This window comes from Pseudomonas sp. IT-P176, assembly GCF_949767245.1.
Classification (GTDB): domain Bacteria; phylum Pseudomonadota; class Gammaproteobacteria; order Pseudomonadales; family Pseudomonadaceae; genus Aquipseudomonas.
The window spans coordinates 1-23,521 of the sequence record NZ_CATKPN010000112.1 but is presented as its reverse complement, the minus strand read 5'-3'; the positions used below and the strand labels follow the sequence as shown (position 1 = coordinate 23,521).

General features: G+C 60.6%; 26 protein-coding genes. 11 read left to right on the top strand and 15 right to left on the bottom strand.

The genetic code is table 11. The features are described from left to right. Positions 1 to 2: 2 nt before the first annotated feature. From ACM6IP_RS25310 to ACM6IP_RS25280, 7 genes are all read right to left on the bottom strand, one after another. Complete coding sequence (locus tag ACM6IP_RS25310; protein ID WP_414862538.1) at positions 3 to 542, bottom strand: (2Fe-2S)-binding protein; 540 nt, start codon at positions 540 to 542, stop codon at positions 3 to 5. Beyond that, a complete protein-coding gene (locus ACM6IP_RS25305) occupies positions 535 to 3,366 on the bottom strand; it encodes a xanthine dehydrogenase family protein molybdopterin-binding subunit (protein WP_414862537.1) in 2,832 nt (943 codons plus the stop codon). The genes ACM6IP_RS25310 and ACM6IP_RS25305 overlap by 8 nt, the downstream gene beginning before the upstream one ends. A gap of 279 nt (positions 3,367 to 3,645) precedes the next feature. Beyond that, positions 3,646 to 4,344, bottom strand: coding sequence for an alpha/beta hydrolase (locus ACM6IP_RS25300; RefSeq protein WP_095168497.1), 699 nt, complete (start codon positions 4,342 to 4,344; stop codon positions 3,646 to 3,648). Between the two features lie 14 nt (positions 4,345 to 4,358). After that, complete coding sequence (locus ACM6IP_RS25295) at positions 4,359 to 4,592, bottom strand: hypothetical protein (protein ID WP_095168498.1); 234 nt, start codon at positions 4,590 to 4,592, stop codon at positions 4,359 to 4,361. 95 nt (positions 4,593 to 4,687) lie between these two features. Next, positions 4,688 to 4,921, bottom strand: coding sequence for a hypothetical protein (locus tag ACM6IP_RS25290; RefSeq protein ID WP_095168500.1), 234 nt, complete (start codon positions 4,919 to 4,921; stop codon positions 4,688 to 4,690). A 643-nt stretch (positions 4,922 to 5,564) separates the two neighbouring features. After that, a complete protein-coding gene (locus ACM6IP_RS25285; protein WP_414862536.1) occupies positions 5,565 to 5,744 on the bottom strand; it encodes a ribbon-helix-helix protein, CopG family in 180 nt (59 codons plus the stop codon). Between the two features lie 180 nt (positions 5,745 to 5,924). Then, positions 5,925 to 6,230: a hypothetical protein gene (locus ACM6IP_RS25280; protein ID WP_414862535.1), complete on the bottom strand. Its 306-nt coding sequence runs from the start codon at positions 6,228 to 6,230 to the stop codon at positions 5,925 to 5,927. 252 nt (positions 6,231 to 6,482) lie between these two features. Here ACM6IP_RS25280 and ACM6IP_RS25275 point away from each other — a divergent pair, with 252 nt between their 5' ends. The 3 genes from ACM6IP_RS25275 to ACM6IP_RS25265 all read left to right on the top strand — a co-directional run bounded on the left by ACM6IP_RS25275 (position 6,483) and on the right by ACM6IP_RS25265 (position 9,019). After that, positions 6,483 to 7,820 carry an MFS transporter gene (locus ACM6IP_RS25275; RefSeq protein WP_414862534.1) on the top strand — a complete coding sequence of 446 codons (1,338 nt, stop codon included), beginning with the start codon at positions 6,483 to 6,485 and terminating at the stop codon, positions 7,818 to 7,820. A 236-nt stretch (positions 7,821 to 8,056) separates the two neighbouring features. Then, a complete protein-coding gene (locus ACM6IP_RS25270; protein WP_414862533.1) occupies positions 8,057 to 8,533 on the top strand; it encodes a hemerythrin domain-containing protein in 477 nt (158 codons plus the stop codon). 285 nt (positions 8,534 to 8,818) lie between these two features. After that, complete coding sequence (locus ACM6IP_RS25265) at positions 8,819 to 9,019, top strand: hypothetical protein (RefSeq protein ID WP_095168509.1); 201 nt, start codon at positions 8,819 to 8,821, stop codon at positions 9,017 to 9,019. A gap of 28 nt (positions 9,020 to 9,047) precedes the next feature. On the opposite strand, the gene ACM6IP_RS25260 is transcribed toward ACM6IP_RS25265, so the two are convergent. Both ACM6IP_RS25260 and ACM6IP_RS25255 read right to left on the bottom strand, forming a co-directional pair. Further along, positions 9,048 to 9,410 (bottom strand): hypothetical protein, encoded by a 363-nt coding sequence (locus ACM6IP_RS25260; protein ID WP_414862532.1) that lies wholly within the window; start codon positions 9,408 to 9,410, stop codon positions 9,048 to 9,050. Positions 9,411 to 9,515: 105 nt separating this feature from the next. Further along, on the bottom strand, positions 9,516 to 10,886 hold the full coding sequence (locus ACM6IP_RS25255; protein WP_401131057.1) for a PLP-dependent aminotransferase family protein: 1,371 nt from the start codon (positions 10,884 to 10,886) through the stop codon (positions 9,516 to 9,518). A gap of 135 nt (positions 10,887 to 11,021) precedes the next feature. Here ACM6IP_RS25255 and ACM6IP_RS25250 point away from each other — a divergent pair, with 135 nt between their 5' ends. The 6 genes from ACM6IP_RS25250 (at position 11,022) to ACM6IP_RS25225 (ending at position 16,884) form a co-directional block, all read left to right on the top strand. Then, positions 11,022 to 12,311, top strand: a complete 1,290-nt coding sequence (locus tag ACM6IP_RS25250; protein ID WP_095168513.1) for a hydroxymethylglutaryl-CoA reductase, degradative — start codon at positions 11,022 to 11,024, stop codon at positions 12,309 to 12,311. A 2-nt stretch (positions 12,312 to 12,313) separates the two neighbouring features. Further along, entirely contained in the window at positions 12,314 to 13,231 is a 918-nt protein-coding gene (locus tag ACM6IP_RS25245; RefSeq protein WP_414862531.1) for a hydroxymethylglutaryl-CoA lyase, read from the top strand. 58 nt (positions 13,232 to 13,289) lie between these two features. Next, a complete protein-coding gene (locus ACM6IP_RS25240) occupies positions 13,290 to 13,760 on the top strand; it encodes a hypothetical protein (protein WP_095168515.1) in 471 nt (156 codons plus the stop codon). Then, positions 13,757 to 15,145 (top strand): tripartite tricarboxylate transporter permease, encoded by a 1,389-nt coding sequence (locus ACM6IP_RS25235; protein ID WP_159995476.1) that lies wholly within the window; start codon positions 13,757 to 13,759, stop codon positions 15,143 to 15,145. Before ACM6IP_RS25240 ends, ACM6IP_RS25235 begins: the two co-directional genes overlap by 4 nt. Before the next feature lie 113 nt (positions 15,146 to 15,258). Next, a complete protein-coding gene (locus ACM6IP_RS25230) occupies positions 15,259 to 16,533 on the top strand; it encodes an OprD family porin (protein ID WP_320334356.1) in 1,275 nt (424 codons plus the stop codon). Positions 16,534 to 16,674: 141 nt separating this feature from the next. After that, positions 16,675 to 16,884: a hypothetical protein gene (locus ACM6IP_RS25225; protein WP_095168520.1), complete on the top strand. Its 210-nt coding sequence runs from the start codon at positions 16,675 to 16,677 to the stop codon at positions 16,882 to 16,884. Between the two features lie 29 nt (positions 16,885 to 16,913). On the opposite strand, the gene ACM6IP_RS25220 is transcribed toward ACM6IP_RS25225, so the two are convergent. Further along, positions 16,914 to 17,240: an AzlD domain-containing protein gene (locus tag ACM6IP_RS25220; RefSeq protein WP_095168521.1), complete on the bottom strand. Its 327-nt coding sequence runs from the start codon at positions 17,238 to 17,240 to the stop codon at positions 16,914 to 16,916. Continuing rightward, complete coding sequence (locus ACM6IP_RS25215; RefSeq protein ID WP_414862530.1) at positions 17,237 to 17,977, bottom strand: AzlC family ABC transporter permease; 741 nt, start codon at positions 17,975 to 17,977, stop codon at positions 17,237 to 17,239. Before ACM6IP_RS25215 ends, ACM6IP_RS25220 begins: the two co-directional genes overlap by 4 nt. A 114-nt stretch (positions 17,978 to 18,091) precedes the next feature. On the opposite strand from ACM6IP_RS25215, the gene ACM6IP_RS25210 reads away from it, so the two are divergent. Then, a complete protein-coding gene (locus tag ACM6IP_RS25210; RefSeq protein WP_414862529.1) occupies positions 18,092 to 18,742 on the top strand; it encodes a histidine phosphatase family protein in 651 nt (216 codons plus the stop codon). Between the two features lie 91 nt (positions 18,743 to 18,833). Here the strand turns inward: ACM6IP_RS25210 and ACM6IP_RS25205 are convergent, their stop codons facing one another. The 4 genes from ACM6IP_RS25205 to ACM6IP_RS25190 form a co-directional block, all read right to left on the bottom strand. Continuing rightward, positions 18,834 to 19,601: an amino acid ABC transporter ATP-binding protein gene (locus ACM6IP_RS25205; RefSeq protein WP_095168525.1), complete on the bottom strand. Its 768-nt coding sequence runs from the start codon at positions 19,599 to 19,601 to the stop codon at positions 18,834 to 18,836. After that, positions 19,598 to 20,257: an amino acid ABC transporter permease gene (locus ACM6IP_RS25200; protein ID WP_095168526.1), complete on the bottom strand. Its 660-nt coding sequence runs from the start codon at positions 20,255 to 20,257 to the stop codon at positions 19,598 to 19,600. Before ACM6IP_RS25200 ends, ACM6IP_RS25205 begins: the two co-directional genes overlap by 4 nt. A 10-nt stretch (positions 20,258 to 20,267) precedes the next feature. Then, positions 20,268 to 20,915: an amino acid ABC transporter permease gene (locus ACM6IP_RS25195; RefSeq protein WP_159995468.1), complete on the bottom strand. Its 648-nt coding sequence runs from the start codon at positions 20,913 to 20,915 to the stop codon at positions 20,268 to 20,270. A gap of 63 nt (positions 20,916 to 20,978) precedes the next feature. After that, on the bottom strand, positions 20,979 to 21,767 hold the full coding sequence (locus ACM6IP_RS25190) for an ABC transporter substrate-binding protein (RefSeq protein ID WP_095168529.1): 789 nt from the start codon (positions 21,765 to 21,767) through the stop codon (positions 20,979 to 20,981). 370 nt (positions 21,768 to 22,137) lie between these two features. Between ACM6IP_RS25190 and ACM6IP_RS25185 the strand changes: the two genes are divergently transcribed. Then, on the top strand, positions 22,138 to 23,388 hold the full coding sequence (locus ACM6IP_RS25185; RefSeq protein WP_414862528.1) for an aspartate aminotransferase family protein: 1,251 nt from the start codon (positions 22,138 to 22,140) through the stop codon (positions 23,386 to 23,388). Positions 23,389 to 23,521: the final 133 nt, after the last annotated feature.

Sequence of the window (23,521 nt, the reverse complement as noted above, 5' to 3'; positions counted from 1 at the left end):
GCTCAACCCTCCTTGACCAGGCCAAGATCGTTGAGCACGTTGCGCGTGGCGCTGTAATAGCGCACGTAGCCGGTGCAGCGGCAGATGTGGTGGCCGAGGCTGTCCTCGATCACCGCTTCCAGCTGGCTTTGCTTGATCGGCTGGCGCTGCAGTTTCTCCACCAGCACTGTCGCGGCGTTGACGAACCCCGGCGCGCAGTAGCTGCACTGGAACGCGAATTCGTCGACGAAGCGCTGCTGGATCGGGTTCAGCTCAGTGACCTTGCCCGCCTCGTCGCGGCTCGCATGGCCCTCGATAGTGCGGATCTTCTTACCCTCGAAGTAGTGCGCGCCGGTGATGCAGGTGCGCACTTCCTCGCTGGTGCCGTCGGGGTTGTCGACGATCACCACACAGGCGTGGCAGATGCCCTGGCCGCAACCCAGGCGCGAGCCGGTAAGGTTTCGGTATTCGTGCAGGTAGTCGATCATCGGCAGATCATCAGGGACCTCGACGGGACCGACGGTTTGACCGTTGAGGGTCATTTGGAGCGGACGGTTAGCCATTGAGGGCCTCCTTGATGCGCGCTGGAGTGATAGGCAGGTCACGGACCCGTTTGCCGATGGCGTGGGCCACGGCGTTGGCGATGGCGCCCACTACCGGGATCATCACCACCTCGGCGATGCCCTTGGAGGGGTCGCTCGGCGACAACGGCGGGAGGATCTCCGAGGTCTGTTTCCACACCGCGACATCCTTGGCCCGCGGCAGACGGTAACGGTTGAAGTTCCAGTCACCCTCCCCTGGCCCACCTTCGTACAACGGCATTTCTTCCAGCAACGCGTGGCCGATGCCCATGGCGATCCCGCCCTCGAGCTGGCCCTTGACCAGTTCCGGCACCAGCACCCGGCCGCATTCCAGCCAGGAGTGATGGTTGAGCACTTGCACCTCGCCCGAACCTTTGTTGACTTTCAGCTCGACGATGGTCGCCACCGGGCTGTAATAGGTAACGGCGGCGTTGTTCAATTGCGTGGCCGGGTACACCACGTTCTGGCGGTCCAGCAGGTGGAAACCAGCGGTCTTCATCTGCGCCTTGATCGCCTGCGGCGCACCATCGCCATACTTCACGGCCAGCGCATCGAGCGGCAGGCGTTCGCGCACACCGTTGATGTTGTACTCGGCCTCGGCCCAGCTCCAGCGGTTGAAACCATGCACCGTGGCGCCCGTCACCAGCCCACGTTCATGGGCACGCTTGGCCAGTACTGCCAATGGCAGCGGTTCCATGCCGTTGGCCGTCAGCTTGCCGTCGACCCAATGGGCATCTTCACGGCGTACCACGTAGGGGTTGGCCTGGCCGCCAAACGGTCCCTGGCGCCAGATTTCCACAGCGGCAGGCCACAGGCCGTGGTTGAACAGCACGCGCGCCGCTTCGCGGGTGGCGTGGCTGAAGTAGTAGGCCGAGTTGGTGGCCGACGATGCCGAGGCAATCTTGCCGACCCAGCGTGGGTTGCGCAGCACGCTATCCTGCTCGGCCTGGCTCATGATGTAGGGGTTGCCGCTGCTGGTCAGCTGCAGCTCGTCCCACTCGGTTTCACCGGTCTTCACTTCGCTGGCCGGGCTGCCGAGGAAGTCGGCGACCACCAGGGCCTGGGAGGTGGACATGCCAGTGCCGATCTCGATGCCGATGTGGCGCAGGGTGATATGCCCTTGGGCGGTGAACTCGATGCTGGCCATCGGCGCTTCCGAACCGGTGCCGAAGTCTTTCTGGCAGATGGCAAAGCCGATCCCGTACCAGTTGTCAGGGTCCTTGGCGTCTTCGGCCAGTTTCAAGGCCTTGCGGTTTTTCCACAGGTCGAAACCGGCAGCCTTCTCGAGAATCTCGTGCAGGCGCAAGGCCCCGGCCGGCACTGCGCCCTGGGTGTTTTTCATGCCCGAGAGCAACACGTTTTTCTTGCGCAGGTCGATGGCATCGATGCCGAGGCGATCGGCGATTTCGTCGACCATCATTTCGGTCGCGGCCATGCTCTGCAAGGTGCCGTAGCCGCGCATGGAACCGGCTTCAACGCCGCGCGAGTGGTAGGCAGTCACTTGCAGGTCGTTCTGTGGCATGTAATAGATCGACTGCGCCGCCGTGGCACCGACTGCCGCCACTGAAGGGCTGTAGTTGATCCGACCGCCACCGTCGACGGTCATGTCGGCGCGGAAAATCTTGAAGCTGTGATCCTGCTTGTCGACCGCCAGTTGGTAGCGGATGTCGAACGGGTGGCGCTTGATCCCGCTCTGGAACTGCTCGTAGCGGTCGTTTGCCAGGCGCACCGGCACACCGTTGCCATACAACGCTGCCAGGGCCGCGTAGTAGACAAAGATGTTGTGGTCCTTGGAGCCATAACCCACGGTGTAACCGGGGTGCATGTTCAGCGCGGCAAGGCCGAAACGCGACGGCGCGATCATCTTCGCGGTTTCCGAGGCGGCTTCCAGTGGGCACTGGGTCGCGACCACAAAATGCAGGGTCTTGGTCGCCGGGTCGTACCAGCCGTTGCCGTTGTCCGGTTCCAGGGCCGCAGGCTCGATGGACGGCGTCTTGTAGCGCTCGTCAAAGACCATCCAGCCGTCCGGCGGGGTTTGCAGTTGCTGCTGCATGCGTTCGGCATAAAACAGCCCGCGCTCGGTCAGGTTGCCGTGCACGTTGGGCTGGGCATTCCATACCGGGCGGCGTTCGCGAATCATCGGGAACAGGATCGAGTCCTTGAGGCTGGCGAATTCGTCTTCGTCGGCCGAAGTCGCACCGCCCACCCGCACGTAGCGGAAGCTGCCATAGGGGTCGCGGGTATAAAGCGGCGCCTGGGCACCGTAGCGGATTGCTTTGTCATTGAACTTGAGCTTGTTCTTGGCCTGGCGGAAACGCTCGAAGTCGTTCCAGATCAGGATCGCCACCGGGTGGCCGATGAACATCGGTACCTTGCCGGTCGGCAGCAACGGATCGGGGGCGTGGTCTTCCGGGAAGACAATGCCGTCCTGCTCCAGGTCCTGGGCGGTGACGATGCGATCGGGTTGCAGGTCTGCGCCCAGCAGCGCCAGGTCGAACCCTTCATAGATGCGGTCGGCACGAATGGTCTTGAGCAGCATCGCGTGGCCCTGCTGCTGGGGCCAGCCCGGCATGTCCTTGGCACGGATGTCGCGGGCAAAAACCTTGCTGCCGCAGACCTTGGACAGCGAGTCGTTGCGCATGCGGGCCTTGCCGTTATTGCCAAGCCATTGCTCGGACGGCACGGTCACGCTGTTTTCCATCAAGGCAGCCAGCGCCTGGGAGCTGAGCGGTGTCAGCGTCACGCTGACGCCAGCGATCAACCCGCCCTGCAGGAAGGAGCGCCGGGATATGTCACGGTTGGACATGGATCATCCTCTGGACGGCTATGAAATCCGTCCATGTCGTTATGGTGTTCTGGAAAATTCAGGTCATACAGAAACCCTTCCTGAAGATGCGAAGGGCCGACAAACCGAAAAAGTTGACCTAATGGTTAACTTTATCGAATTTGTCCGGCCTGGGCAAAAGTAATAGTAGTTGCAAGCTGAAATTTGTCCGGGCGTGGGACATGGGGGAGCAGTCGGCCGCCGCAAGCGGGCACCGCAAGCAGGCACCGCAAGCGGAGGACCACTCCTGCGGGGGAAGTCTCAGTCTTGACTGATGGTGCTGGCGGCCTGGTCGATCAACGCGGCTACTTCGACTGGCATCGAGGCCAGCGAGGCGTGACTGGCCTTGAGGGTGATCACTGCCTTGGCGTTCAAACGCGCCGCCATGCGCGTCTGGTTTTGCGGCGAGATCATCCGGTCCTCGCTGGAAATCTGATACCACGAGGGTTTGTGTTGCCAGGCCGGATCAGTGACGGTGTCGCCGAAGGTACTGGCCAACGGGGCCTTCTGCGTGATGCCCATGACCAGGCCTTCGCTGGCCGGTAGGTCCTGGCAAAAGCTCTGGTGATACAGCTCGGGCTTGACCCACAGGTAGCCATCGCTGTCGGGGGCCAGGTTGGCAGCAGCCTCTGGCAAGTGTTCCTGGGTGATGCCGCCGGGGCTCTCACCCGCCTGCGGGGCAAAGGCGGCGATAAACACCAGGCCGGCGACATTCGGCTGGTTGCCCGCCTGGGAAATCACTGCGCCGCCGTAGGAGTGACCCACCAGCAACACCGGTCCCGGCTCCTGCGCGATCATCTTGCGAGTGCGCTCGGCATCGTCGGCCAGTGACGTCAGCGGCAGTTCCACCGCGCGAATCCGCGTATGCCCCAGGCGCAACAGCTCGCCAATGACTTTGTTCCAATGTGCCGCACCACCCCAAAAACCATGGACCAGCACAATCGTCGGTTTAGCGCTCATCAGGTAACCCCCGCTCAGGTGCTCAGATTGATTTTGTGAGCCTTGACTTCATTGGCGTAGCTGACGAGCCGCGCCTCGGTTTTCTCGAATACCTCGCACATCCTCAGCAACGCCTGCGCATCCACCGGGTTGCCGGCCTGGTGCAGTCGCTCGGCAATGGCCTTGATGTCCACCGCTGACCAGCGCAGGTCCGATGCAATGCCTTGCAGGTCGCGCCGCAGTTGCTGTTCCGGCTTGTTGAGTAACATGACAATGACCTCCGTCTCTGGGTACGACTGGATAAGGTGCACGGGAAAACTGTAGCACCTTAATCGCCCGACTTGATCGCGGCTGGATACGCGTGTCATTGCGCTTGGATTCGGAAATCGCGGAACAACTCTTCCTTGATGATCAACAGGGCATCCTCGTAGTACCGCTCGCCGCGGGCTTCGCTCAAGGGTACGCGCCTGATGCTCATCTCAGCACCGGCGGGCCTGTGCTCGCAGGTAAGGAAGAACTGCGCAGTCTGCGGGTCGAATTCCAGGTAATAGAACAGCTCGCGCCCTTCCCGGTGCCAATAGCCAATTTCTCTGCGCATCAATGACCCATCCACCTGTTCAAGTGCGGTCATTCTAACGGGAGAGCTGGCTGAGGAAGGGCGACGGGAGAGAAAGTGATCAATGAGCCCTTTGCGCGTTGCGCGAGCAGTTGGCCAGAGGCGCAGCAATTGACCCGAAGGGTGGCATCGGACTCATTGATCGTTGCCCAGCACAATGTTGGGCGATTTCCATTTGAGCAAATGGACATGCAGTGCACGTCGCGAGTCGACCTACTGTGTGCGGGGCGACTGCCGTGCAGCTACTTTTTTAGCAGAGGCCCATGGGACGGTCTAATAACCTTTTGTCCTGGCCTTATGGAGCCTGGGAATATCAACCACCGGGTTTGAAGGTCAAATTTCAGGCAAAAAAAAGCCCAAGTAGCTGATGGAAACTTGGGGCTTAAAAATGCATAAACCGTGGTGGTGAACGCGGGGCGATATTAACCCGACCTGACGACTTGTAACAAGATATTTACATGTAGAAAAATGAAATAATTTTTAGCTAAGTGCTTAAATAACCACACTTTTTTTACGTAAAAGACGGATTGCCGATCGTCAAAAATGCCAGGGACACGCAACGCCGGGCAGCGGCTCGGCGGTCAAGACAAGACCGCGGCCACGGCTGTACGCCGAACCCAACGAACTACTGGATAGAATGTCCAGGTGTTATTACCTGCTGGCTGCTGGACGCTTCCAGATAGTCTTTTATGAGCTTACGAATAACTTGCGAAGTGGTCAGGTCAGAGAGCGCAGCAAGATCTTCAAGTTCTTTCTTGGTCGGCTGGTCAATCAATATGGTCAGGCGTGCAGTTCTATTGGGCATTTTACGATCCTTGTGACCTGCGCAGCGATGTGAAGGCTGCGAGCGGAATTCCAGTTCCTGGTTTAAATGATAAATACAATATTCTTAAGCCCAGTGGACCATAGTCCAAACCTCGGGTATTGCCCAACTTTCTGCGCGAAACACCGGACCGGTGCCCGCACCCTCAGACGCGCTGTGGCTTCAACGCTTGGTGCAGATCGGACTGTTGGCGTGAGTCATCGCGCGTTCGGCACCCATGCTGTAGTAATGCATGGGACCTGCGCTGCAGAGCGTTTCCGGCAGGCCCCAAGGGTCTTCAGTGATACGGCTTTCGACCACCAGGCAGCCAGTGGCTTCGTAGGTCCCGACAAAAACCACCTCGACTTTGCCCTCGCGCTTGCCAGAGGCAATTTCCGAAACACGGCCGTTTTCATGGTAAACCGTCACAAAATGCGCATCCGGGTATTGCTGCATGAACACCTGGTACACATTGGATCTTATATACATCTAACAACTCCTGGCTCAAGCACCCACTAGTTGCCAACAGTAGCGCGACTTCGCGGTTAATTTCCACCCACTAACTTTGCTACTAACTGACAAAGTAGAGTAACCAGGCATTATTCAACCAAAACAGCATCATACCCACAGGGTATGGTACTGCACCCATTTGATATTAGACGCCCGCCCCCTCGGGCTTTAGCGTGACGCTCAGCAGGTGCGCCTGAAAAAACTACAACTAGAAAGCACTCGGAGCCCCCCATGAGCAGTCACTACTCAATACCCGAACTGATCGATGACTCGCGCCTCAGCGCCTTTCAGTGGCGGATTTTCACCCTGTGCTTCCTGGTGGCGATCCTCGATGGATTTGATACCCAGGCCATTGCCTTCACCGGGCCGTCGATTATCCAGGCCTTTGGGCTAGGTCCCGGGGCTCTGGCGCCGATTCTCACCGCGGGCATCGTCGGCATGGTGCTGGGCGCCATGTCGCTGGGGCTGCTCGGCGACAAGCTGGGCCGGCGCCCGACCATCATCGGCGCCGTGGCGCTCTTTGGCTGCGCCACCCTGGCAACCGCATTCGCGCAAACCACCGAGCAGATCCTGGTTCTGCGCTTTATCGCCGGTCTCGGCATGGGCGGTGCGACCCCAGTGGTGCTGTCGCTGGCGGCGGAATACGGGCCGGCGAAAAACCGCGGCACCATCATGACCACCGTCCTGCTCGGCCTGCCTGCCGGCGCGATTCTCGGTGGATTGCTCGCGGCCAAAATGCTCCCGGTGATTGGCTGGCAGGGGATTTTCCTGGTCGGTGGAATCACCCCGCTGGTGCTGCTGGCGGTGCTGATGATCTGGCTGCCGGAGTCGCTGCACTTTCTCACCCGCCATCGCCTTGGCAGCCAGCGCGCGCGGATCGAACGTATTGTCGCCACCATCAGCGGACGTCAAACGCCGGCAGACAGCACCTTCAGCGTGCCCGAAGTCGAGGTCAAGACCAGCGTCAACTCATTGTTCAGCGGCGGCCTGGCGCGCACCACCTGCGGCATCTGGACCATCTACCTGTTCAACTGGGTCGCCTGGTTCATGTTCCTGTCCTGGTTGCCGACCGTGCTCAAGGCCACCGGACTCCCCGCCGAACAGGCGCCCATGGGCACTGTGGCGGTGAACACGGTGTTCGTGGTCTGCGCGATTCCGCTGGCTATCATCCTGCCGAAAATCAACGCTCGCCTGTTGCTGCTGGCGCTGTTCCTGTTCGGCATCGCCATCAGTTGGGGCATGGCCAACAGCGGCACCAACTGGTCGCTGGTGTTCATCCTCGCCGGCGCCGCAGGCCTGGGCATCGGCGGGCAGCAGATCGTGCTCAACTACATGGTCGCCCAGGCCTACCCCACCGCCTTGCGGGCCACCGCCACCGGCTGGGCGATTGCCTTGGGTCGGGTCGGCGCCATCATTGGCTCGGCGAGTGGCGGCTGGTTTCTCGAACATGGCGGCCCATCGGGCTACTACAGTGCGCTGATCGTGCCACTGGTGATCGCAACCGCCGGGTTGCTGATCATCCGCAGCCAACCCCAGGCCGTGCCCGCGCACTCGCCAGTGTCACACTGACTGACGTAGGGCGTGTCGAACATCCAGTCCCAGACGACAGGTGGGCTATTTGCATGGCGAAACCCACTATTTCGTGCAAGCTGCATGGCATCACGCGCCCAGCCGACACATATACCTTTGATTTTACATGACTAATTAAATCATCCCGCTGGCACAGGCCCTGCAACCTCTATTGGGAGTTTGCGCGCTAGGCACAGACCTACCGCAATGCCCCCGTGACCAAAGAGGTGACCTGCATGAACGCCATTGACCTGTTGCAAGCTGACCACGAACGCGTCAAAGCCATTCTCACCCAACTCAGTGAGTCGACCGATCGCGCCGTGAAAAAACGCACCGAACTGGTGGCCAAGCTGGAAATGGAGATCGCCATCCACACCCGCCTGGAAGAGGACATCCTGTACCCCGCGTTCAAGAAAGCCGGGGGCAAGGAGCAGGACGAAATGTACTACGAAGCCAAGGAAGAACACCGCACAGTCGATTCCCTGGTATTGCCCGACCTCAAGCTGACCGACCCCACCACCCCGGAATTCGCCGGTCGGGCCAAGGTAGTCAAGGAACTGCTGGAGCATCACATCGAGGAAGAAGAAACCGAGATGTTTCCCCAGGCGAAAAAGCTCTTGGGCAAGGCCACACTCGAAGAACTGGGTAAACAGATGGAAGCCATGAAGGCCCAGTACAAAAAAGACCTAAGCGCCGGCAAAATCGCCGCCTGACCGCCGGCAGTGCTGGCCCAGCCGTCATGCGCTGGGCCAGACTGCCCCTCTGTGCGCGAACAGTTAATAGGGTCGCATGCAATTCAGTCACAATTGTTTAACGCAACTCCCCCACCATTCGTCGCGTAGCGATAAGTCATGGGGTTAGCCCTATACTGTCTGGCTTAGGGATTGCACAGGCCCGCACTAGCGCCGCACAACGTCGAAATTCTGACGCGCAGGGCTAATTCAATCTAACGTTCAAGGACACCAGCGAAACGCTTGGTCAGTCATCGGAGATGTATCGTGTCAACTCTTTCTGAAATCGCAGCGAACCACGCGAAAATGGCCAAGGAACTGGAACAAGAGTCGACCCGACTGAGTGAGCGCGCGCCCCAGGTGGTGGGCAATCTGGAAATTACCTGCACCGATGAGCAACCACCGATGCCGCTGCACCTCATGGCCGGCGCACAGGACAACACGCTCGGCCAGGCCGCCAGCTACTGACGCACAGGCGTCAGCAATCAGGTGCTTTTCAGTCCTGATCCGACCCCCCCATGCATTGCGCGGTGCTGGCAAAGGAAGTGCCCGCCTGCTGGACTAAAGCGCGCCACTCATCACTGCTGATCAGTTGGGTGCGCTCCATGTGGTCGGCGGCGAGCAGCAGTTTGTCGTAACGATCCTCGGCGTTGATCAGGCTTGGCGGCATCAGGAACAACCTGCGCCAATTGGTCAGCGCCTGGTTCCTCAGGTCATCTTTCATAGGCTCCCCTAAATTGCCTGTACCGGTCGCGACTAGCCGAAAGTCAGCATGCTGAATAGATTGAAAACCGTATAGGCCGTGGCAGCCATCAAGATCAATGCCGCGAAGATTTTTTGTTTTATCAAGTGCAAACATCCCTGTCCCGACGGCGTGGTGGCACGCTGAAGTGCCGCCCGAGAGTATGCCGACAGCAATATCAATACGCCATCACCCTCGACAAAAAAACCTGCCCGCCCGCACTCAGCCCCGCAACACCGCCTTGAGCAACGGATCATTCAGATACGCAACGTTCAATCGGGTCCATGGATTGATGCGCGACTGCTCTGCGGAAAAAATGTGCCCCGGGGCGATCATGAAGCCCTTGGGCAGCAGTTGCCGAGTCAACTCCCGGGCGTCCTCGATGTGGGGGAACCTGACCCACAGATACAGGCTCTGCTCTGGGCAGACGAAGACCTCGGCGCCGATCTCCTCCAGCATCTGCAAGCCCGCAGCGGTGGCGTTTTTCAAGCGTTCCTGGAGTCGAATCAGATGCCGCAGGAAATGCCCTTCCGTCAGGATCACGTCGACGGTGCGCTCACACAGCTCCGAAGTGCTGGTGTGCAGGAGCATTTTCAGGTCGCCCAGTTCGTCGATCATCTCTTTGCTGCCGGCGATAAAGCCAACCCTCAATGCCGCCGATACCGACTTGGAAAAGCTGCCCACGTACAACGAGCGTTGCAACTGATCCAGCGCAGACACCCGGATCGCCGACGCCGGTTTGAAGTCGGCCAGGGCGTCGTCGTCCACCAGAATAAACTGGTGTTGTTGCGCCAGCTGCACCAGCCGATGAGCCTTGCCAGGGGAAATATCGGAGCCAGTTGGGTTGTGCCCAAGCGACTGGATGAAAAACAACTTGGGCTTGTGCAGGAGCAGGTGTTGCTCCAGCACGTCCATGTCCGGCCCATCCGCCAACCTGGGCACCGATAACATCCGCGCGCCTTGCAACTGCAGCTTGCCGAACAGCGGGTAGTAGCCTGGGTCCTCGACCAGCACGCCATCGCCCGGGGCAATGAAGCGGCGGATGATCAGGTCCAGTGCGTGATTGGCGCCGTGGGTGGTGACAATCTGCCGCGCACTGGCGCCGATCGAATAGCTCGCCAGCTTCTGCACCAGGTGCTGGCGCAGACTGGCATTACCCAGGCGGTTGCCATAGCGAAACAGCGTGGTGACTCCGGTGCGCATGATTTGCCGGGTGAACTTGTCCAGGCGCATGTCCATCAACCACTCCACCGGTGGAAACCCCTCACCCAGCGGTGAGTGTCCCGGTTCCCGCACGAACTGCTGGCGCATCAGCCAGATGGTGTCCATCGCCCGCGTGAACGGCAGGGGTTCTTCCGGCTCGCTGCTGCTGGTTGCGCCCTGTTTGACGAAAAACCCCTGGCCATGCCGGGCCTCGACCAAGCCTTGCGAGGCCAGCGCTTCATAGGCGTTGATCACCGTATTTTTCGAATGACCGAACAAGCGCATGCACTCGCGCAGCGAAGGCAAGCGATCCCCCTCGCGGTAGGTGCCATTGCCGATCTGCTCGACCAGCGATGCGCTCAGTTGTTCGGCCAGTGTCAGTCGCGCCATAGTCGCTCATCCGCCATCAATGATCACCGAGGGTACAGCTTAGGTACTGTCTGTCCAAACTGTACCTTTTTTACCGGAACACATGCGCTTAGGGTGACGGCAACTTAAAAACAATAACTGCAAGAGGCCTCCTCCATGAGTATCGACTCCCGTCTCCCCATGTTCCGCAGCATGTCGCCGGCCGCGCGCCTGGAGCATTTGCAAGAGCTGCTCGGGCTTGGCGAGGATGATGTGACCCTGCTGCGCGATGCCGGCGCCCTGCCCCTGGACATCGCCGACGGCATGATCGAAAACGTGATCGGCAAGTTCGAACTGCCCTACGCCGTGGCGAGCAATTTCCAGATCAATGGCCGCGACGTGATAGTGCCGCTGGTGGTGGAAGAGCCTTCGGTGGTCGCCGCCGCATCGTTCATGGCCAAGCTGGCCCGCGAGGCCGGTGGATTCCAGACCTCCAGTTCGCTGCCGCTGATGCGCGCCCAGGTGCAGATCGTCGACATCGCCGATCCGTTCAACGCCCGCCTGAGCCTGTTGCGCCACAAAGAGCAAATCATCGAGCTGGCCAACCGCAAGGACCAACTGCTCAACCAACTCGGTGGCGGCTGCCGCGACATTGAAGTGCACACCTTCGCCCAGAGCCCACGCGGGCCGATGCTGGTGGCACACCTGATTGTCGACGTGCGCGATGCCATGGGGGCCAACACCGTCAACACCATGGCCGAGGCGGTGGCGCCATTGCTGGAAGAAATCACCGGCGGCAAGGTGCGCCTGCGGATTCTCTCCAACCTGGCGGACCTGCGCCTGGCCCGGGCTCAGGTGCGCATTGCCCCCGAACTGCTGACAACCGCCGCCTATCAGGGCGAGGAAGTCATCGAAGGCATTCTCGACGCCTACAACTTCGCCGTGATCGATCCCTACCGCGCCGCCACCCACAATAAAGGCATCATGAATGGCATCGACCCGCTGATCGTCGCCACCGGCAACGACTGGCGCGCCGTGGAAGCCGGGGCTCACGCCTATGCGTGCCGTAACGGCCATTACGGCTCCCTGACCACCTGGGAAAAAGACCGCCAGGGCCATCTGGTCGGGACCCTGGAAATGCCAATGCCGGTCGGACTGGTCGGCGGCGCCACGAAGACTCACCCGCTGGCACAACTGTCGCTGCGCATCCTCGGTGTGAAGACCGCCCAGGAGCTGGCAGAGATCGCCGTCGCCGTTGGCCTGGCGCAAAATCTGGGAGCGTTGCGGGCGTTGTCCACCGAGGGCATTCAACGCGGCCACATGGCCCTGCATGCCCGCAACATTGCACTCTCGGCAGGCGCCAAGGGCGAGGAAGTCGGCTGGCTGGTCAAGCAAATGGTCGAGTCCCGCGATGTGCGTGCCGACAACGCGGCGCGCCTGCTCGAACAAAAGCGTGGGCAGTGCTGAGCATGCCCTTGGATCATGTACGCCTGGTGGAAGTCGGCGCCAGGGACGGCCTGCAGAATGAGCGACGCACTTTGCCGGCGTCGGTCCGGGTGCAGTTGCTGGAGCGCCTGGCCGACGCTGGTTTGCGGACCCTGGAAGCCGGCGCGTTTGTATCAACGCGCTGGGTACCGCAGATGGCGGGCACCGACCAGGTGCTCAAGGCCCTGCCTTCGCGCGCCGGTGTCAGCTGGACCGCGCTGGTGCCCAACGTCCAGGGGCTGGAAGCCGCCATCGCCGCAGGCTGTCGCGAAGTCGCAGTGTTTGCTGCGGCTTCAGAGGCGTTCTCGCAGCAGAACATCAACTGTTCTATCGAGCAAAGCCTGCGCCGTTATCAGGAAGTGATCGTGCGTGCCCGGGATGCCGGCATCCGGGTCCGCGGCTACGTGTCGTGTGTCATGGGCTGCCCTTTCACTGGCCAGGTCAAACCCGAGGCTGTCGCGGCCGTCAGCGCGGCACTGTTTGGCATGGGCTGTTATGAGATCAGCCTGGGCGACACTATCGGTACCGGCACGCCCGCGGCGACAACTCGCTTGATCGAAGCCTGTAGCCAGGTGGTGCCGGTCAGCGCGCTGGCCGGGCACTTTCATGACACCTATGGCATGGCGATCGCCAATATCCATGCGGCACTGGCAAGCGGAGTCCGGACATTCGACAGCTCGGTTGCCGGCCTGGGTGGCTGTCCGTATTCGCCAGGGGCCACCGGCAATGTGGCGACCGAGGACGTGATTTACCTGCTGGACGGCCTGGGCATGAGCCATGGCGTCGATCTGGATGCGCTGATCGAAGTCGGTGAATTCATCAATGCCGAGCTCGGCCGGGAGACCGCATCCCGTGTGTCCCGCGCGCTGCTGGCGAAGCGTGGCAGGTTGCACATCCAGTAAGCCGCATCTCTTCACGTTCATAACAATAAAAGCCCGCAAGGGCAGTGGGAGAACCTCCATGAAACAAGAGCTCTACGAAGTCTGGGGCGACACGGTCGACGCCCGTCACCTGGTCTACGCCATTGGCATTGGCGCCACCGTCAGCCTCGGCACCTTCTTCATCGCGCAACACCTGCTGGTGGGCTGGGTCGAGTCGGCACAGATGGCCCGCGCCTACGCGATGCTGGTGGGGATCCTTGGCTGCCTGGCCGGTGGCGCTATCAGCGCGCGGCTGTTCAAGCCCAAGCGGCATGTGATCGAGCACGTGGCGGATCCGGCATGGCGAGCAAAAATCCTCATTGAATTGCAGAACGAGTACGGCCCCCTCGGCCGCCTGTCCGACCTGCCGCCGGCGACGATCGCGGAACTGCGGGAAATGGACCTCTACGAGTTGTTTGCCGATTACGAGAAAGGCCTTGCCGCGCCAGATGTCCCGGCAGCCCCCGGCGCATCCATCAGCGCAGTACGCAGCCATGGGGGTCGGTCATGATCGCTCCCCTGTTGGATCAGATTCTCATCGCCTTGGGCATGGGCATCCTCGGCGCAGTGATTTTTGCCGGGATCGGACTCATCTCCGGCAGCGATGAAACCACTACCCTCGCCCCCTTGACCTTGCTGGTGGTGCTGCTGGGCGTGCCCGCCGCCGGGGTGCTGACCTTCTTCCTCGCGGGAGCGGTGGCCAAGCACATGACCCATGCCGTGCCCACGGCGCTGCTGGGGATTCCGGGCGACACCATGGCCACGCCACTGATGCGCGAAGCCAACTTCCTGCGTAACCTGGGCGTTCCGCACATTGCCCTGCGCAAGATGATTTCCGGTGCAGTGATTGCGGCGTTGATCGCGGTGCCGATGGCCGTGCTGTTCGCCCTGATGCTCGCGCCCTTCGGTGACATGATCAAGCATGCCGCCCCCTGGGTGTTCCTGCTGGCGGCAATCGCCATCGCCTGGTTCTCCAAAGGTCGCCTGGCGGCCGTGCTGACGCTGATCCCCTTCGTCATGGTGATTGTCGGCCTGCAAAGCATTACCGGGCAGTACGGGGTCAAGCTCAGCGTCAGTTACTTCCTGGGCATAGCCATCGGGCCGCTGATCGCCGCGCTGTTCTCCATGCTCGCACCGGCCGAGCGGGCGACCATGCGCCGTGAGGAAGTGCGCACGTTCTCGCTGTCGCCCGACGTCAAAAGCTGGGGCGGGTTCTTCCCCAATCCCCTCAAGGTGCTGGACAGCAAACAGAGCATGTGGACGGCGATTACCGCGGTCGTCTCCAGCGCCACCTTTGTGTTCAGCCCGGTGGCCATGACCGTGATCATGGGCGAGGTCGTCGGCTCGCGGATCAAGCACGTCTACCATCGCCTGACCACGGTCATTACCGCGCGCAACGGGGTGACCGAATCCACCTACCTTGCCGAGGCACTGATCCCGCTGATCGCCTTTGGACTGCCCCTGAGTCCCGTCGCTGCGGGCCCGGCTGCGCCATTGTTCAATGCGCCTCCGCGTTTTAGCGTCGACACCGCAACGGGCCAGGTCAACAACCTGCACACCCTGCTCAACACCTGGGAGTTCCTCGGCTACGGCATGTTGGCGGTGGTGGTGGCGATCCTGATCGCTTACCCGTTCACCATGAATTACGCCCACAGGGCGGCGTCCTATGTGTCGCGCAAGATCAGCCACGAAGCAGTGATCTCGACCTTCGTCGGCCTGATCCTGGTGATCGGCATCTGGGAAGGCGGCCTCCTGGGCTTGGCGGTGATCGTCACCATCGGCCTGCTGGGCGGTTTTCTCTCACGCTTCCTGGGCTTCAACATCGGGGTGCAGTTCATGGGCTACTACACCGCCGTGCTCACTGTCCCGGCCCTGGTTGCCCTGTTGCACAGCTAGGGCTTGGCGGCACCTCGTCCCGTCGTAAGCCACCACTACTCAAACAGCGCAGTTTTTTCGCAGGCCTCGCCCTGCGGGGGAGTCCTGCGCTTTAAAAAAAGGAAATAACAATAATGAAGATCCTTGCACGCTCAAGCGCACCCCGCCTGGCCACCCTCTTGCGACCTGCAGCGTTGGGGATTGTGTGCTCGACCGCTGCGGCCGGGGCATCGGCCGAAGGTTTTGTCGACGACGCCAGCGCCACCCTCAACCTGCGCAACTTCTACCACAACCGCAACTTTGTCGACCCGACCTATCCGCAAGGCAAAGCCGAAGAGTGGACGCAAAGTTTCATCCTCGACATGCGCTCAGGCTATACCGCCGGCGCAGTCGGCCTTGGGGTCGATGTGTTGGGCCTGTACTCGCTCAAGCTCGATGGCGGGCGCGGGACTGCCGGCACCCAATTGCTGCCGACCCATGACAGCGGCAGGCCCGCAGACGATTTCGGCCGCCTCGGCGTGGCGCTCAAAGCCAGGTTCTCCGCCACCGAACTGAAGGTCGGAGAATGGATGCCCCTGCTGCCGATCCTGCGCTCCGATGATGGCCGCTCCTTGCCCCAGACCTTTCGCGGCGCACAGCTGACTTCAAGGGAAATTACCGACCTGACCCTCTACACCGGGCAGTTTCGCGGCAACAGCCCGCGCAACGACGCCAGCATGGAGCGCATGTTCATGGCCGGGCGGCCCAGCGCGACCTCGGATCGCTTCAACTTCGCCGGGGGTGAATACCAATTCAATGACAAGGCCACCCAGGTGGGCCTGTGGCATGCCCAACTGGAGGATATCTACCAGCAGCAATACCTGAATGTGCTGCATAGCCAGGTGCTGGGAAGTTGGAAACTGGGGGGCAACCTGGGGCTGTTCCTGGGCGACGAGGATGGCGCGGCCAAGGCCGGCGAGATGGACAACAAGACCGTGTCACTGCTGCTGTCCGCCAAGACCGGCGCCAACACCTTTTACCTGGGCCTGCAGCGCGTCTACGGCGAGACCGGCTGGATGCGGGTCAACGGCACCGCCGGCTACCCCTTGGCCAACGACACCTACAACTCAAGCTATGACAATGCCCGGGAGCGCTCCTGGCAACTGCGTCACGACTTCGATTTCGCGGCGCTGGGGGTACCAGGGCTGACGATGATGAATCGCTACCTGTCCGGCGACCATGTCCAGACCGCCAACACCCGCCAAGGCAAGGAATGGGGCAGAGAGTCCGAGCTGGCCTATGTCATCCAGAGCGGCCCGCTCAAGGACCTCTCCGTGCGCTGGCGCAATTCAACCCTGCGCCGGGACTTCAGCAACTACGACATAGATGAGAACCGCCTGATCTTCAACTACCCCATCAAGTTCCTGTAGTCGCGGGCCCCTGCGTCGGCAAGCCAACGCCTGCAATCGGCGCAGCGCAAAAAATTGCGCTGCGCCCCTGCCGACGCACACGCGTCCGGCCTCCTCCCGCTGATGTGGCTGCTACGCTGAAACCACCACGGAGGATTCACCATGCCCAATTCCGACCTGCTGCCTTCCTTGCTCTTCAAACTCAACGAAAACCAGCTCGCCCTCGAAGCGGCCATCCTCGAGCTGTCGAACTGGGTCGAACTGAGCGGTTCGGCCGAAGTCGCCGACCACGTGCGCAGCGCCCTGGACACCATCGACCACAACGAGGAATTCATCAGCCTGACGCTGGCGGTGCTGATGACGCCCGAGTGACCCAGTGCCTGCCCCCGGCACAGGTGCCGCTACCCGGCAAAATACTTCAACAACCACAACGCCCCCATCCCGACCGCCAATGTCAGGAGCGTGTTGCGCGTCTTCCAGGCGACCCAGGCCGCCAGGATGGCCGCGGGGATCTGCGCATTAGCCAGGACAAATTCACCCTGGCCACCGGGGTACACCACGGCGGGCAGCACCAGGGCCGCCAGCACACTCGCCGGCACGTAGAGCAAGGCTCGCCTGAGCAGCGCCGGGATGCGCAAACGGCCATACAGTTCGACAAAGGAAAGACGCATCACGAACGTGCCCAGCCCAACCGCCAGGAACAGCCCCCACAAGCTCAGGTCGCTCATCGTGGTTGCCTCTCGGCATCAGCGACCGGCGCTTCGCTCGATGACCGCTTGCGCATACTCTCGAGCAACACACCCGCCACCACACCACCAATGGATGCACTGACCAGCCCCAGGTTGTAGGGCATATCCACCGCAAACACCGCGATCAATCCGCCCACCGTGGCGGCACCCAGACTCGGTGCACTGCGTATACCGGGAACCAGCAGCGCGAGAAACGACAGCGGTATGGCAAAACTCAGCGACCAGCTTTCAGGGATATTGGCGCCCAGGTAAATGCCCGCCAATACCGACAGCTGCCATACCAGCCACATCGCGACGGCGGTGCCGGCATAGTAATACTGGGCAAACCGCCCGAGTTCACCGGAGGCCAGCTTGAGACTGCAGAGGGCGTAAGACTGGTCGGAAAGCATGTACGACAATGGCCAGGTCCAGCGTCGAGGCAAATGATGCAGATGGGGCGCCAGTGACGCGCTGTACATGATGAAGCGCAAGTTGATCACCAGGGCCGTGACCACAATCGCCACCGGCATGACACCGGTATGCAGCAATTGCAGCGCGACCATCTGCGCCGATCCCGAGTAGAACAGCAGCGTCATGCCCATGGTCGTGCCGGGCGACAGGCCCAGGCTGATCGCCATGACCCCCGTCAACAAACCAAAGGGCACGACCCCGGGACTCAATGGCATGAGTGCCCGCACACCGTGCATGAACGCTTCCCTTGCTGTGCGGTAAGACATTTGGACTCCTTCTATTGTGTTCGCGCCGCCAGGTATCGAGACCATAAAGCTTACAAAGCCTTGCCGGGGGATTTATCGTGTGCGGATGGATTATTGAGTGAGAGGTGGGACCTGGTGCTGACCGTAACGTGGATAAGACATGGCGAGAGCGCCGCCAATGCTGGCGGAGCATCATCGGACCCGGCCCTGATTCCCCTCACCGAGCGCGGCAGAGCCCAGGCCCAGGCCATTGCCGAGTCTATTGAGGCCGCACCGGACTTGATCGTTATGTCGCCGTTTACCCGAGCCCAGGATACCGCGGCCCCCACCCTCCGGAAATTCCCGGCGACCCCGGTGCAGGTGTGGCCGGTCGAGGAATTCACCTACCTCTCGCCCGTGGACTGCATGAATACAACGGCGGCGCAAAGACGTCCATGGGTTCAGGCGTATTGGCAGGCGGGTGATCCGGATCACAGCAACGGGCCCGGGACAGAGTCATTCCATGGCCTGGTGCTGCGCGCGCAAACAGCGCTACAGCAACTGCAGGGCAAGACCGGCTCGGTACTGGTATTCGGCCATGGGCAATTCATGCAAGTCGTACGCTGGCTGATTCTGCTGGCGCCGCAGCGAATCGATGCCGCTGCCATGGGCTCGTTTCATGCCTACGACCAGGTCAATCCTATCGTTAATGGTGAAGCGGTTTGCTTCACCTTTGATGGACAACGCTGGTCGAGCGCAGGTGTATTTTGTAGGAGCGAGCTTGCTCGCGATGGCCTTCAACGATGACCCGCCACGCCTGACTCAACGCGGCGTCCTTACGTCCATCGCGAGCAAGCCGCAAGCGGGCGCCCGCTCCTACAGAGAGAACCCGTACACGCTACCGATCGTGCAGATGCTTTTTCAGGAATGACCGAGTCCGCTCGTGGACGGGGTTTTGCAGGATGTCCTGCGGCGCGCCCTCCTCCACTACCACCCCTCCGTCCATAAACACAATCCGATCCGCCACTTCGCCGGCAAACCGCATTTCGTGGGTGACGATCAACATGGTCATATGCTCGGCAGCGAGCTGCTTCATGACCTGGTTGACCTCCTCGACAAGCTCGGGGTCGAGTGCCGATGTCGCCTCATCGAAGAGCATCACCTTAGGCTGCATCGCCAGCGCCCTGGCAATCGCCACGCGCTGCTTCTGACCACCCGACAGCCGCGAAGGATACTCATCGAACTTGTTGGCCAAGCCCACTTTTGACAAATACTCCATTGCCAGTTCACGCGAGGCTTTTTTCGAAAGGCCCTTGAGCTTGATCGGGCCAAGGGCAATGTTTTCAAACACGGTCAGGTGCGGAAACAGGTTGAAGTGCTGGAACACCATGCCCATCTGCTGGCGCACCGCGTTGATATGCTGCTCATAAGCGCGGCCTTTCAAGGGTCGATTGACTTGTTCACCCTCCAGCCAGATCTCGCCATCGTTAAGCACTTCCAACTGATTGATTGACCGCAACAACGTGCTTTTACCCGAACCACTGGGGCCGATGATGGCGACGATTTGTCCGCGCGAGACCGAAAGATCGATGCCCTTGAGTACTTCGAGTGCGCCGTAAGCCTTACGTGCACCCTTGACCTCAACCATGAATTTTTCACTGTTCATCGTGACATCTCTACCTTTTTTTCGAGAAGGTGCAGGCCGACTTCCAGAACCAGATTGGCTGCATAGTAAATAACCGCAACAGTCAGATAGAACTCAAACGGGCTGTAGGTTTCACTCACGGCCAACTGGGCGCTATACACCAACTCGGCAATACCGATGATGGAAACCAGCGACGTGTCCTTCAGCAGGACAATCAGGTTGTTGCCCAGGGGGGCAATGGTGCTGCGCAGCGCTTGTGGGACGATGACGTAACGCTGGGTCTGGCCACGGCTCAGGCCAATGGAGCGAGCCCCTTCGATCTGCCCAGGGTCCACTGACACCACGCCAGCGCGAATCACGTCGGCGTTGTAGACCGCAAAGTGCAGGCTTAAACCAATGATGCCCGCCCCCAATGCGGGAATGTCGATACCGACCTGCACCAGGCCGTAATAAATCACGTACAACTGCAGCAGCAGTGGCGTGCCCATCAGTAGCCAGGTAATGAAACGCACAGGCAGCGCCATCAGTTTCGGCGCATACAGCACGATCAGCGCGAAGGCGATCCCCGCCAGCAAACTCAAGATGCTGGAACTGACGAACATCACGACCGTCCACCACAGACCCGTCGCCAGCAATTCGGAATAAGGTGTAACTATGCTTAGATCCAGACCTTGCATGGGTATGTACTCACCTTGCCGCGAAACGATTATCGAGATAGTCGACGACAAATCGAACCGAGTAGACCATCACGATGTACAGCAACGCTGACACCATGAAAATTTCAAAGGGTTTGTAGGTCGAGCTGATAAAACGTTGCGCGGTATAGGAAAGCTCAACCACCGAAATAGTCGATACCAGGGCCGAGCCTTTGATCAGTGCGACCGCGTTGACCCCCAGCGGGCGAATCATCAACTTGGCAGCCTGGGGCAGCGTGACCAGCCACAACGTCTGGCGGCGCCCGAACCCAATGGAGCGAGCGGCTTCTTCCTGGCCCGGGTCGACGTTGCTGATGGCGCCGCGAATGGACTCGGCCATGTAGGCCGCAATGTTCAGGCCCAGGCCAATCACCCCTGCGGCGAACGGCTCCAGCTCAAGGCCGATCTGCGGCCCGCCGAAGTAAATGATGAACAATTGAACCAGGCACGGCGTGCCGCGAAAAACGCTGACGTAGATTCTTGCCAGGCACCGGAACAGGAACACCGTGGACAACCGCGCAGCCACCAGCACGAAAGCCACCAGCAAACCCAGGAGCAGAGCCAACACCGAGATTTGCACGGTAATCCACGCCGCTTCGAGGAAAAACGGGAATGTGCGCTGTATGAGTGTCAGATCCATGGGAACCCTCGGAAAAGTCGGATTGACTGGCCCGACCCGAGGTCGAGCCAGGCCTGCGATGAATCAACGGATATCGTTGCCAATCCACTTCATCGAGATCTTTTCGTAGGTGCCGTCGGCGAGCATGTCCTGCAAGGCCTGCTGCATCGTCGCCTTGAGCTCAGGGTTGTTCTTGCGCAGCGCAATGCCCATGCCTTCAATGCCACCGTCGCTCTCGGGCGGGGTAATGATGCGCACCTTCTGCCCGGTTTCCTTGACGGCCACCAGCACCGGAACACTGTCCATCACCAGCGCGTTGATCCGCCCGGCCTCGAGGTCGACCAGCATTTCCGGCAGCCCTTTGTAGGTCCTGACCTTGAGGTTGCCACGCGCCCGGGCCCACTTGTCGTGGGCATCGCCGAGCGTGACGCCGACGGTCACATCCTTGAGGTCATCCAGGCTCTTGATGGGTGAGTCTTCCTTGACCACGATCGTGCGGCCCGCATGGTAATAGGGCCCGACAAAATCCACGGCCTTCTGGCGTTCCGGGGTAATGGTCATGGAGGCGATGATGGCGTCGTATTTCTTCGCCAGGAGACCGGCGATGATCCCGTCGAATGGCGTGGTGACGATTGTCACCTTGACCCCCATGCGCTCGGCCAGGGCCTCGCTGATGGAGGCGTCGAAGCCGACAATCTGGTTCTGTTCATTGGCAAAGCTGAAGGGGGAGTACTGACCGCTCATGGCGATCCGGATCTCCTTGGCCTCCTGGATCTTCTGCAGATCGTCAGCCAGAACAGAGGAGGTGGAAAGTAGCGCCGCGGCCGCCACGGTGGAAGCGACAATCAAGCCTTTGAGCTTTCTGGTTAGCATCGGTTGGCACCTTCGAAGAATTATTATTTATTTTTCAGGGGTTGTTCACCCAGCCTTCACGAAAAGTCTTGCATAGGCAATTTTGGAATGCACCAGGCAAGGTGTCAGCCTGCCTGACACATTGCCGGAGTTGGCCGACACTATGCCGGGTGGAGCGCGAAACGCTCGCTGCAAACCTCTGCCTCGCGCGCCATGGCACAGCGCCGTGGCTGCTGAATGCGAGGTCGACGCAGCGTTGCGCCGGGTTGAAAAATCCGGCGCCGAAATACTTCAAGAGTTTATGGAATGACCGCGGCATTTCTTTTCGCTTGTGGTAGCCAGGCGATCCTCGCTTTCATTGGAGAAAATCCATGCAGCCAGGGGCCACCCAATGACCGCGTCATCCATCAGCGAGTCCATCGCCATTGTCCACCCCATCACCTTGAGCCACGGTCTCAATGCCCATGTCTGGGACACGGACGGCAAGCGCTACATCGACTTCGTCGGTGGCATCGGCGTGCTCAACCTGGGCCATTGCAACCCACCGATTGTCGAGGCGGTGTGCACGCAAGCCAGCCGGCTGACCCACTACGCCTTTAACGCCGCGCCGCACGAACCGTACAAGCAGTTCATGGAGCGCCTGGCCAGGTTCATCCCGGTGTCTTATGCGGTCAGCGGCATGTTGACCAACAGCGGCGCGGAGGCGGCAGAAAACGCGCTGAAAATCGTCCGCGCGGCGACCGGTCGTACGGCGGTCATAGCCTTTGATGGCGGCTTCCATGGACGGACCTTGGCCACCCTGAACCTGAACGGCAAAGTCGCGCCCTACAAACAGCGGGTCGGCACCTTGCCAGGCCCGGTCTATCACCTGCCCTACCCTAGTAAAGACAACGGGGTCACGACTGAGGAAGCACTCAAGGCCCTGGACCGGCTGTTCAGCGTCGAGGTCGACGTCAATGAAGTGGCCTGCTTCATTCTCGAACCGGTGCAGGGCGAAGGTGGGTTCCTGGCGCTCGAGCCGCCCTTTGCACTAGCACTGCGCAAGTTTTGCGATGACCACGGCATCCTGCTCATCGCCGATGAAATCCAGTCTGGATTCGGGCGTACCGGGCAACGTTTTGCCTTCACTCGCCTGGGCATCGAACCGGATTTGATCTTGCTGGGCAAAAGCATTGCCGGCGGCCTGCCGCTGGGCGCGGTGGTCGGTAAAAAAGCACTGCTCGACACCTTGCCCAAAGGCGGACTGGGCGGCACTTACTCCGGCAACCCGATTGCCTGCGCAGCGGCGCTGGCCACCCTGGACCAGATGACCGATGCCAACCTGGCGGCCTGGGGCGAGTCGCAGGAACAGGCCATCCTCAACCGCTATCAGGCCTGGCAGCAAGACAAGCTGTCGCCCTATCTCGGTAAGTTGACGGGTGTCGGGGCCATGCGCGGCATTGAGCTACTCACACCCGAAGGCGCGCCCGCCACTGCGGTATTGGCACAGCTACTGGAAAGCGCCAGGCTGCAGGGACTTTTGCTAATGCCCAGCGGAAAATCCCGGCACATCATCCGCCTGCTGCCACCGCTGACGATCGAGCCAGACGTCCTGGAAGCAGGCCTGGATATTTTCGAAAGCTGCCTGGCGGCCATTCGCTAAAACGCGCTGGGCCCTGCATAGGTATCTACACAACTGTGGTGTGACATTGCACCTGTGGAGAGAGAACCTGTTTGGGTCGTGACCTCTGGGCCTCTGGGGTGTTGGATTAGACCGAGTACATATCCATTTCTGC

Excerpts from the sequence above, each read along its gene's own strand:
- ACM6IP_RS25310 (WP_414862538.1), bottom strand. The coding sequence starts at position 542 with ATGGCTAACCGTCCGCTCCAAATGACCCTCAACGGTCAAACCGTCGGT.
- ACM6IP_RS25305 (WP_414862537.1), bottom strand. The coding sequence starts at position 3,366 with ATGTCCAACCGTGACATATCCCGGCGCTCCTTCCTGCAGGGCGGGTTG.
- ACM6IP_RS25300 (WP_095168497.1), bottom strand. The coding sequence starts at position 4,344 with ATGAGCGCTAAACCGACGATTGTGCTGGTCCATGGTTTTTGGGGTGGT.
- ACM6IP_RS25295 (WP_095168498.1), bottom strand. The coding sequence starts at position 4,592 with ATGTTACTCAACAAGCCGGAACAGCAACTGCGGCGCGACCTGCAAGGC.
- ACM6IP_RS25290 (WP_095168500.1), bottom strand. The coding sequence starts at position 4,921 with ATGCGCAGAGAAATTGGCTATTGGCACCGGGAAGGGCGCGAGCTGTTC.
- ACM6IP_RS25285 (WP_414862536.1), bottom strand. The coding sequence starts at position 5,744 with ATGCCCAATAGAACTGCACGCCTGACCATATTGATTGACCAGCCGACC.
- ACM6IP_RS25280 (WP_414862535.1), bottom strand. The coding sequence starts at position 6,230 with ATGTATATAAGATCCAATGTGTACCAGGTGTTCATGCAGCAATACCCG.
- ACM6IP_RS25275 (WP_414862534.1), top strand. The coding sequence starts at position 6,483 with ATGAGCAGTCACTACTCAATACCCGAACTGATCGATGACTCGCGCCTC.
- ACM6IP_RS25270 (WP_414862533.1), top strand. The coding sequence starts at position 8,057 with ATGAACGCCATTGACCTGTTGCAAGCTGACCACGAACGCGTCAAAGCC.
- ACM6IP_RS25260 (WP_414862532.1), bottom strand. The coding sequence starts at position 9,410 with ATGTTTGCACTTGATAAAACAAAAAATCTTCGCGGCATTGATCTTGAT.
- ACM6IP_RS25255 (WP_401131057.1), bottom strand. The coding sequence starts at position 10,886 with ATGGCGCGACTGACACTGGCCGAACAACTGAGCGCATCGCTGGTCGAG.
- ACM6IP_RS25250 (WP_095168513.1), top strand. The coding sequence starts at position 11,022 with ATGAGTATCGACTCCCGTCTCCCCATGTTCCGCAGCATGTCGCCGGCC.
- ACM6IP_RS25245 (WP_414862531.1), top strand. The coding sequence starts at position 12,314 with ATGCCCTTGGATCATGTACGCCTGGTGGAAGTCGGCGCCAGGGACGGC.
- ACM6IP_RS25240 (WP_095168515.1), top strand. The coding sequence starts at position 13,290 with ATGAAACAAGAGCTCTACGAAGTCTGGGGCGACACGGTCGACGCCCGT.
- ACM6IP_RS25235 (WP_159995476.1), top strand. The coding sequence starts at position 13,757 with ATGATCGCTCCCCTGTTGGATCAGATTCTCATCGCCTTGGGCATGGGC.
- ACM6IP_RS25230 (WP_320334356.1), top strand. The coding sequence starts at position 15,259 with ATGAAGATCCTTGCACGCTCAAGCGCACCCCGCCTGGCCACCCTCTTG.
- ACM6IP_RS25225 (WP_095168520.1), top strand. The coding sequence starts at position 16,675 with ATGCCCAATTCCGACCTGCTGCCTTCCTTGCTCTTCAAACTCAACGAA.
- ACM6IP_RS25220 (WP_095168521.1), bottom strand. The coding sequence starts at position 17,240 with ATGAGCGACCTGAGCTTGTGGGGGCTGTTCCTGGCGGTTGGGCTGGGC.
- ACM6IP_RS25215 (WP_414862530.1), bottom strand. The coding sequence starts at position 17,977 with ATGTCTTACCGCACAGCAAGGGAAGCGTTCATGCACGGTGTGCGGGCA.
- ACM6IP_RS25205 (WP_095168525.1), bottom strand. The coding sequence starts at position 19,601 with ATGAACAGTGAAAAATTCATGGTTGAGGTCAAGGGTGCACGTAAGGCT.
- ACM6IP_RS25200 (WP_095168526.1), bottom strand. The coding sequence starts at position 20,257 with ATGCAAGGTCTGGATCTAAGCATAGTTACACCTTATTCCGAATTGCTG.
- ACM6IP_RS25195 (WP_159995468.1), bottom strand. The coding sequence starts at position 20,915 with ATGGATCTGACACTCATACAGCGCACATTCCCGTTTTTCCTCGAAGCG.
- ACM6IP_RS25190 (WP_095168529.1), bottom strand. The coding sequence starts at position 21,767 with ATGCTAACCAGAAAGCTCAAAGGCTTGATTGTCGCTTCCACCGTGGCG.
- ACM6IP_RS25185 (WP_414862528.1), top strand. The coding sequence starts at position 22,138 with ATGACCGCGTCATCCATCAGCGAGTCCATCGCCATTGTCCACCCCATC.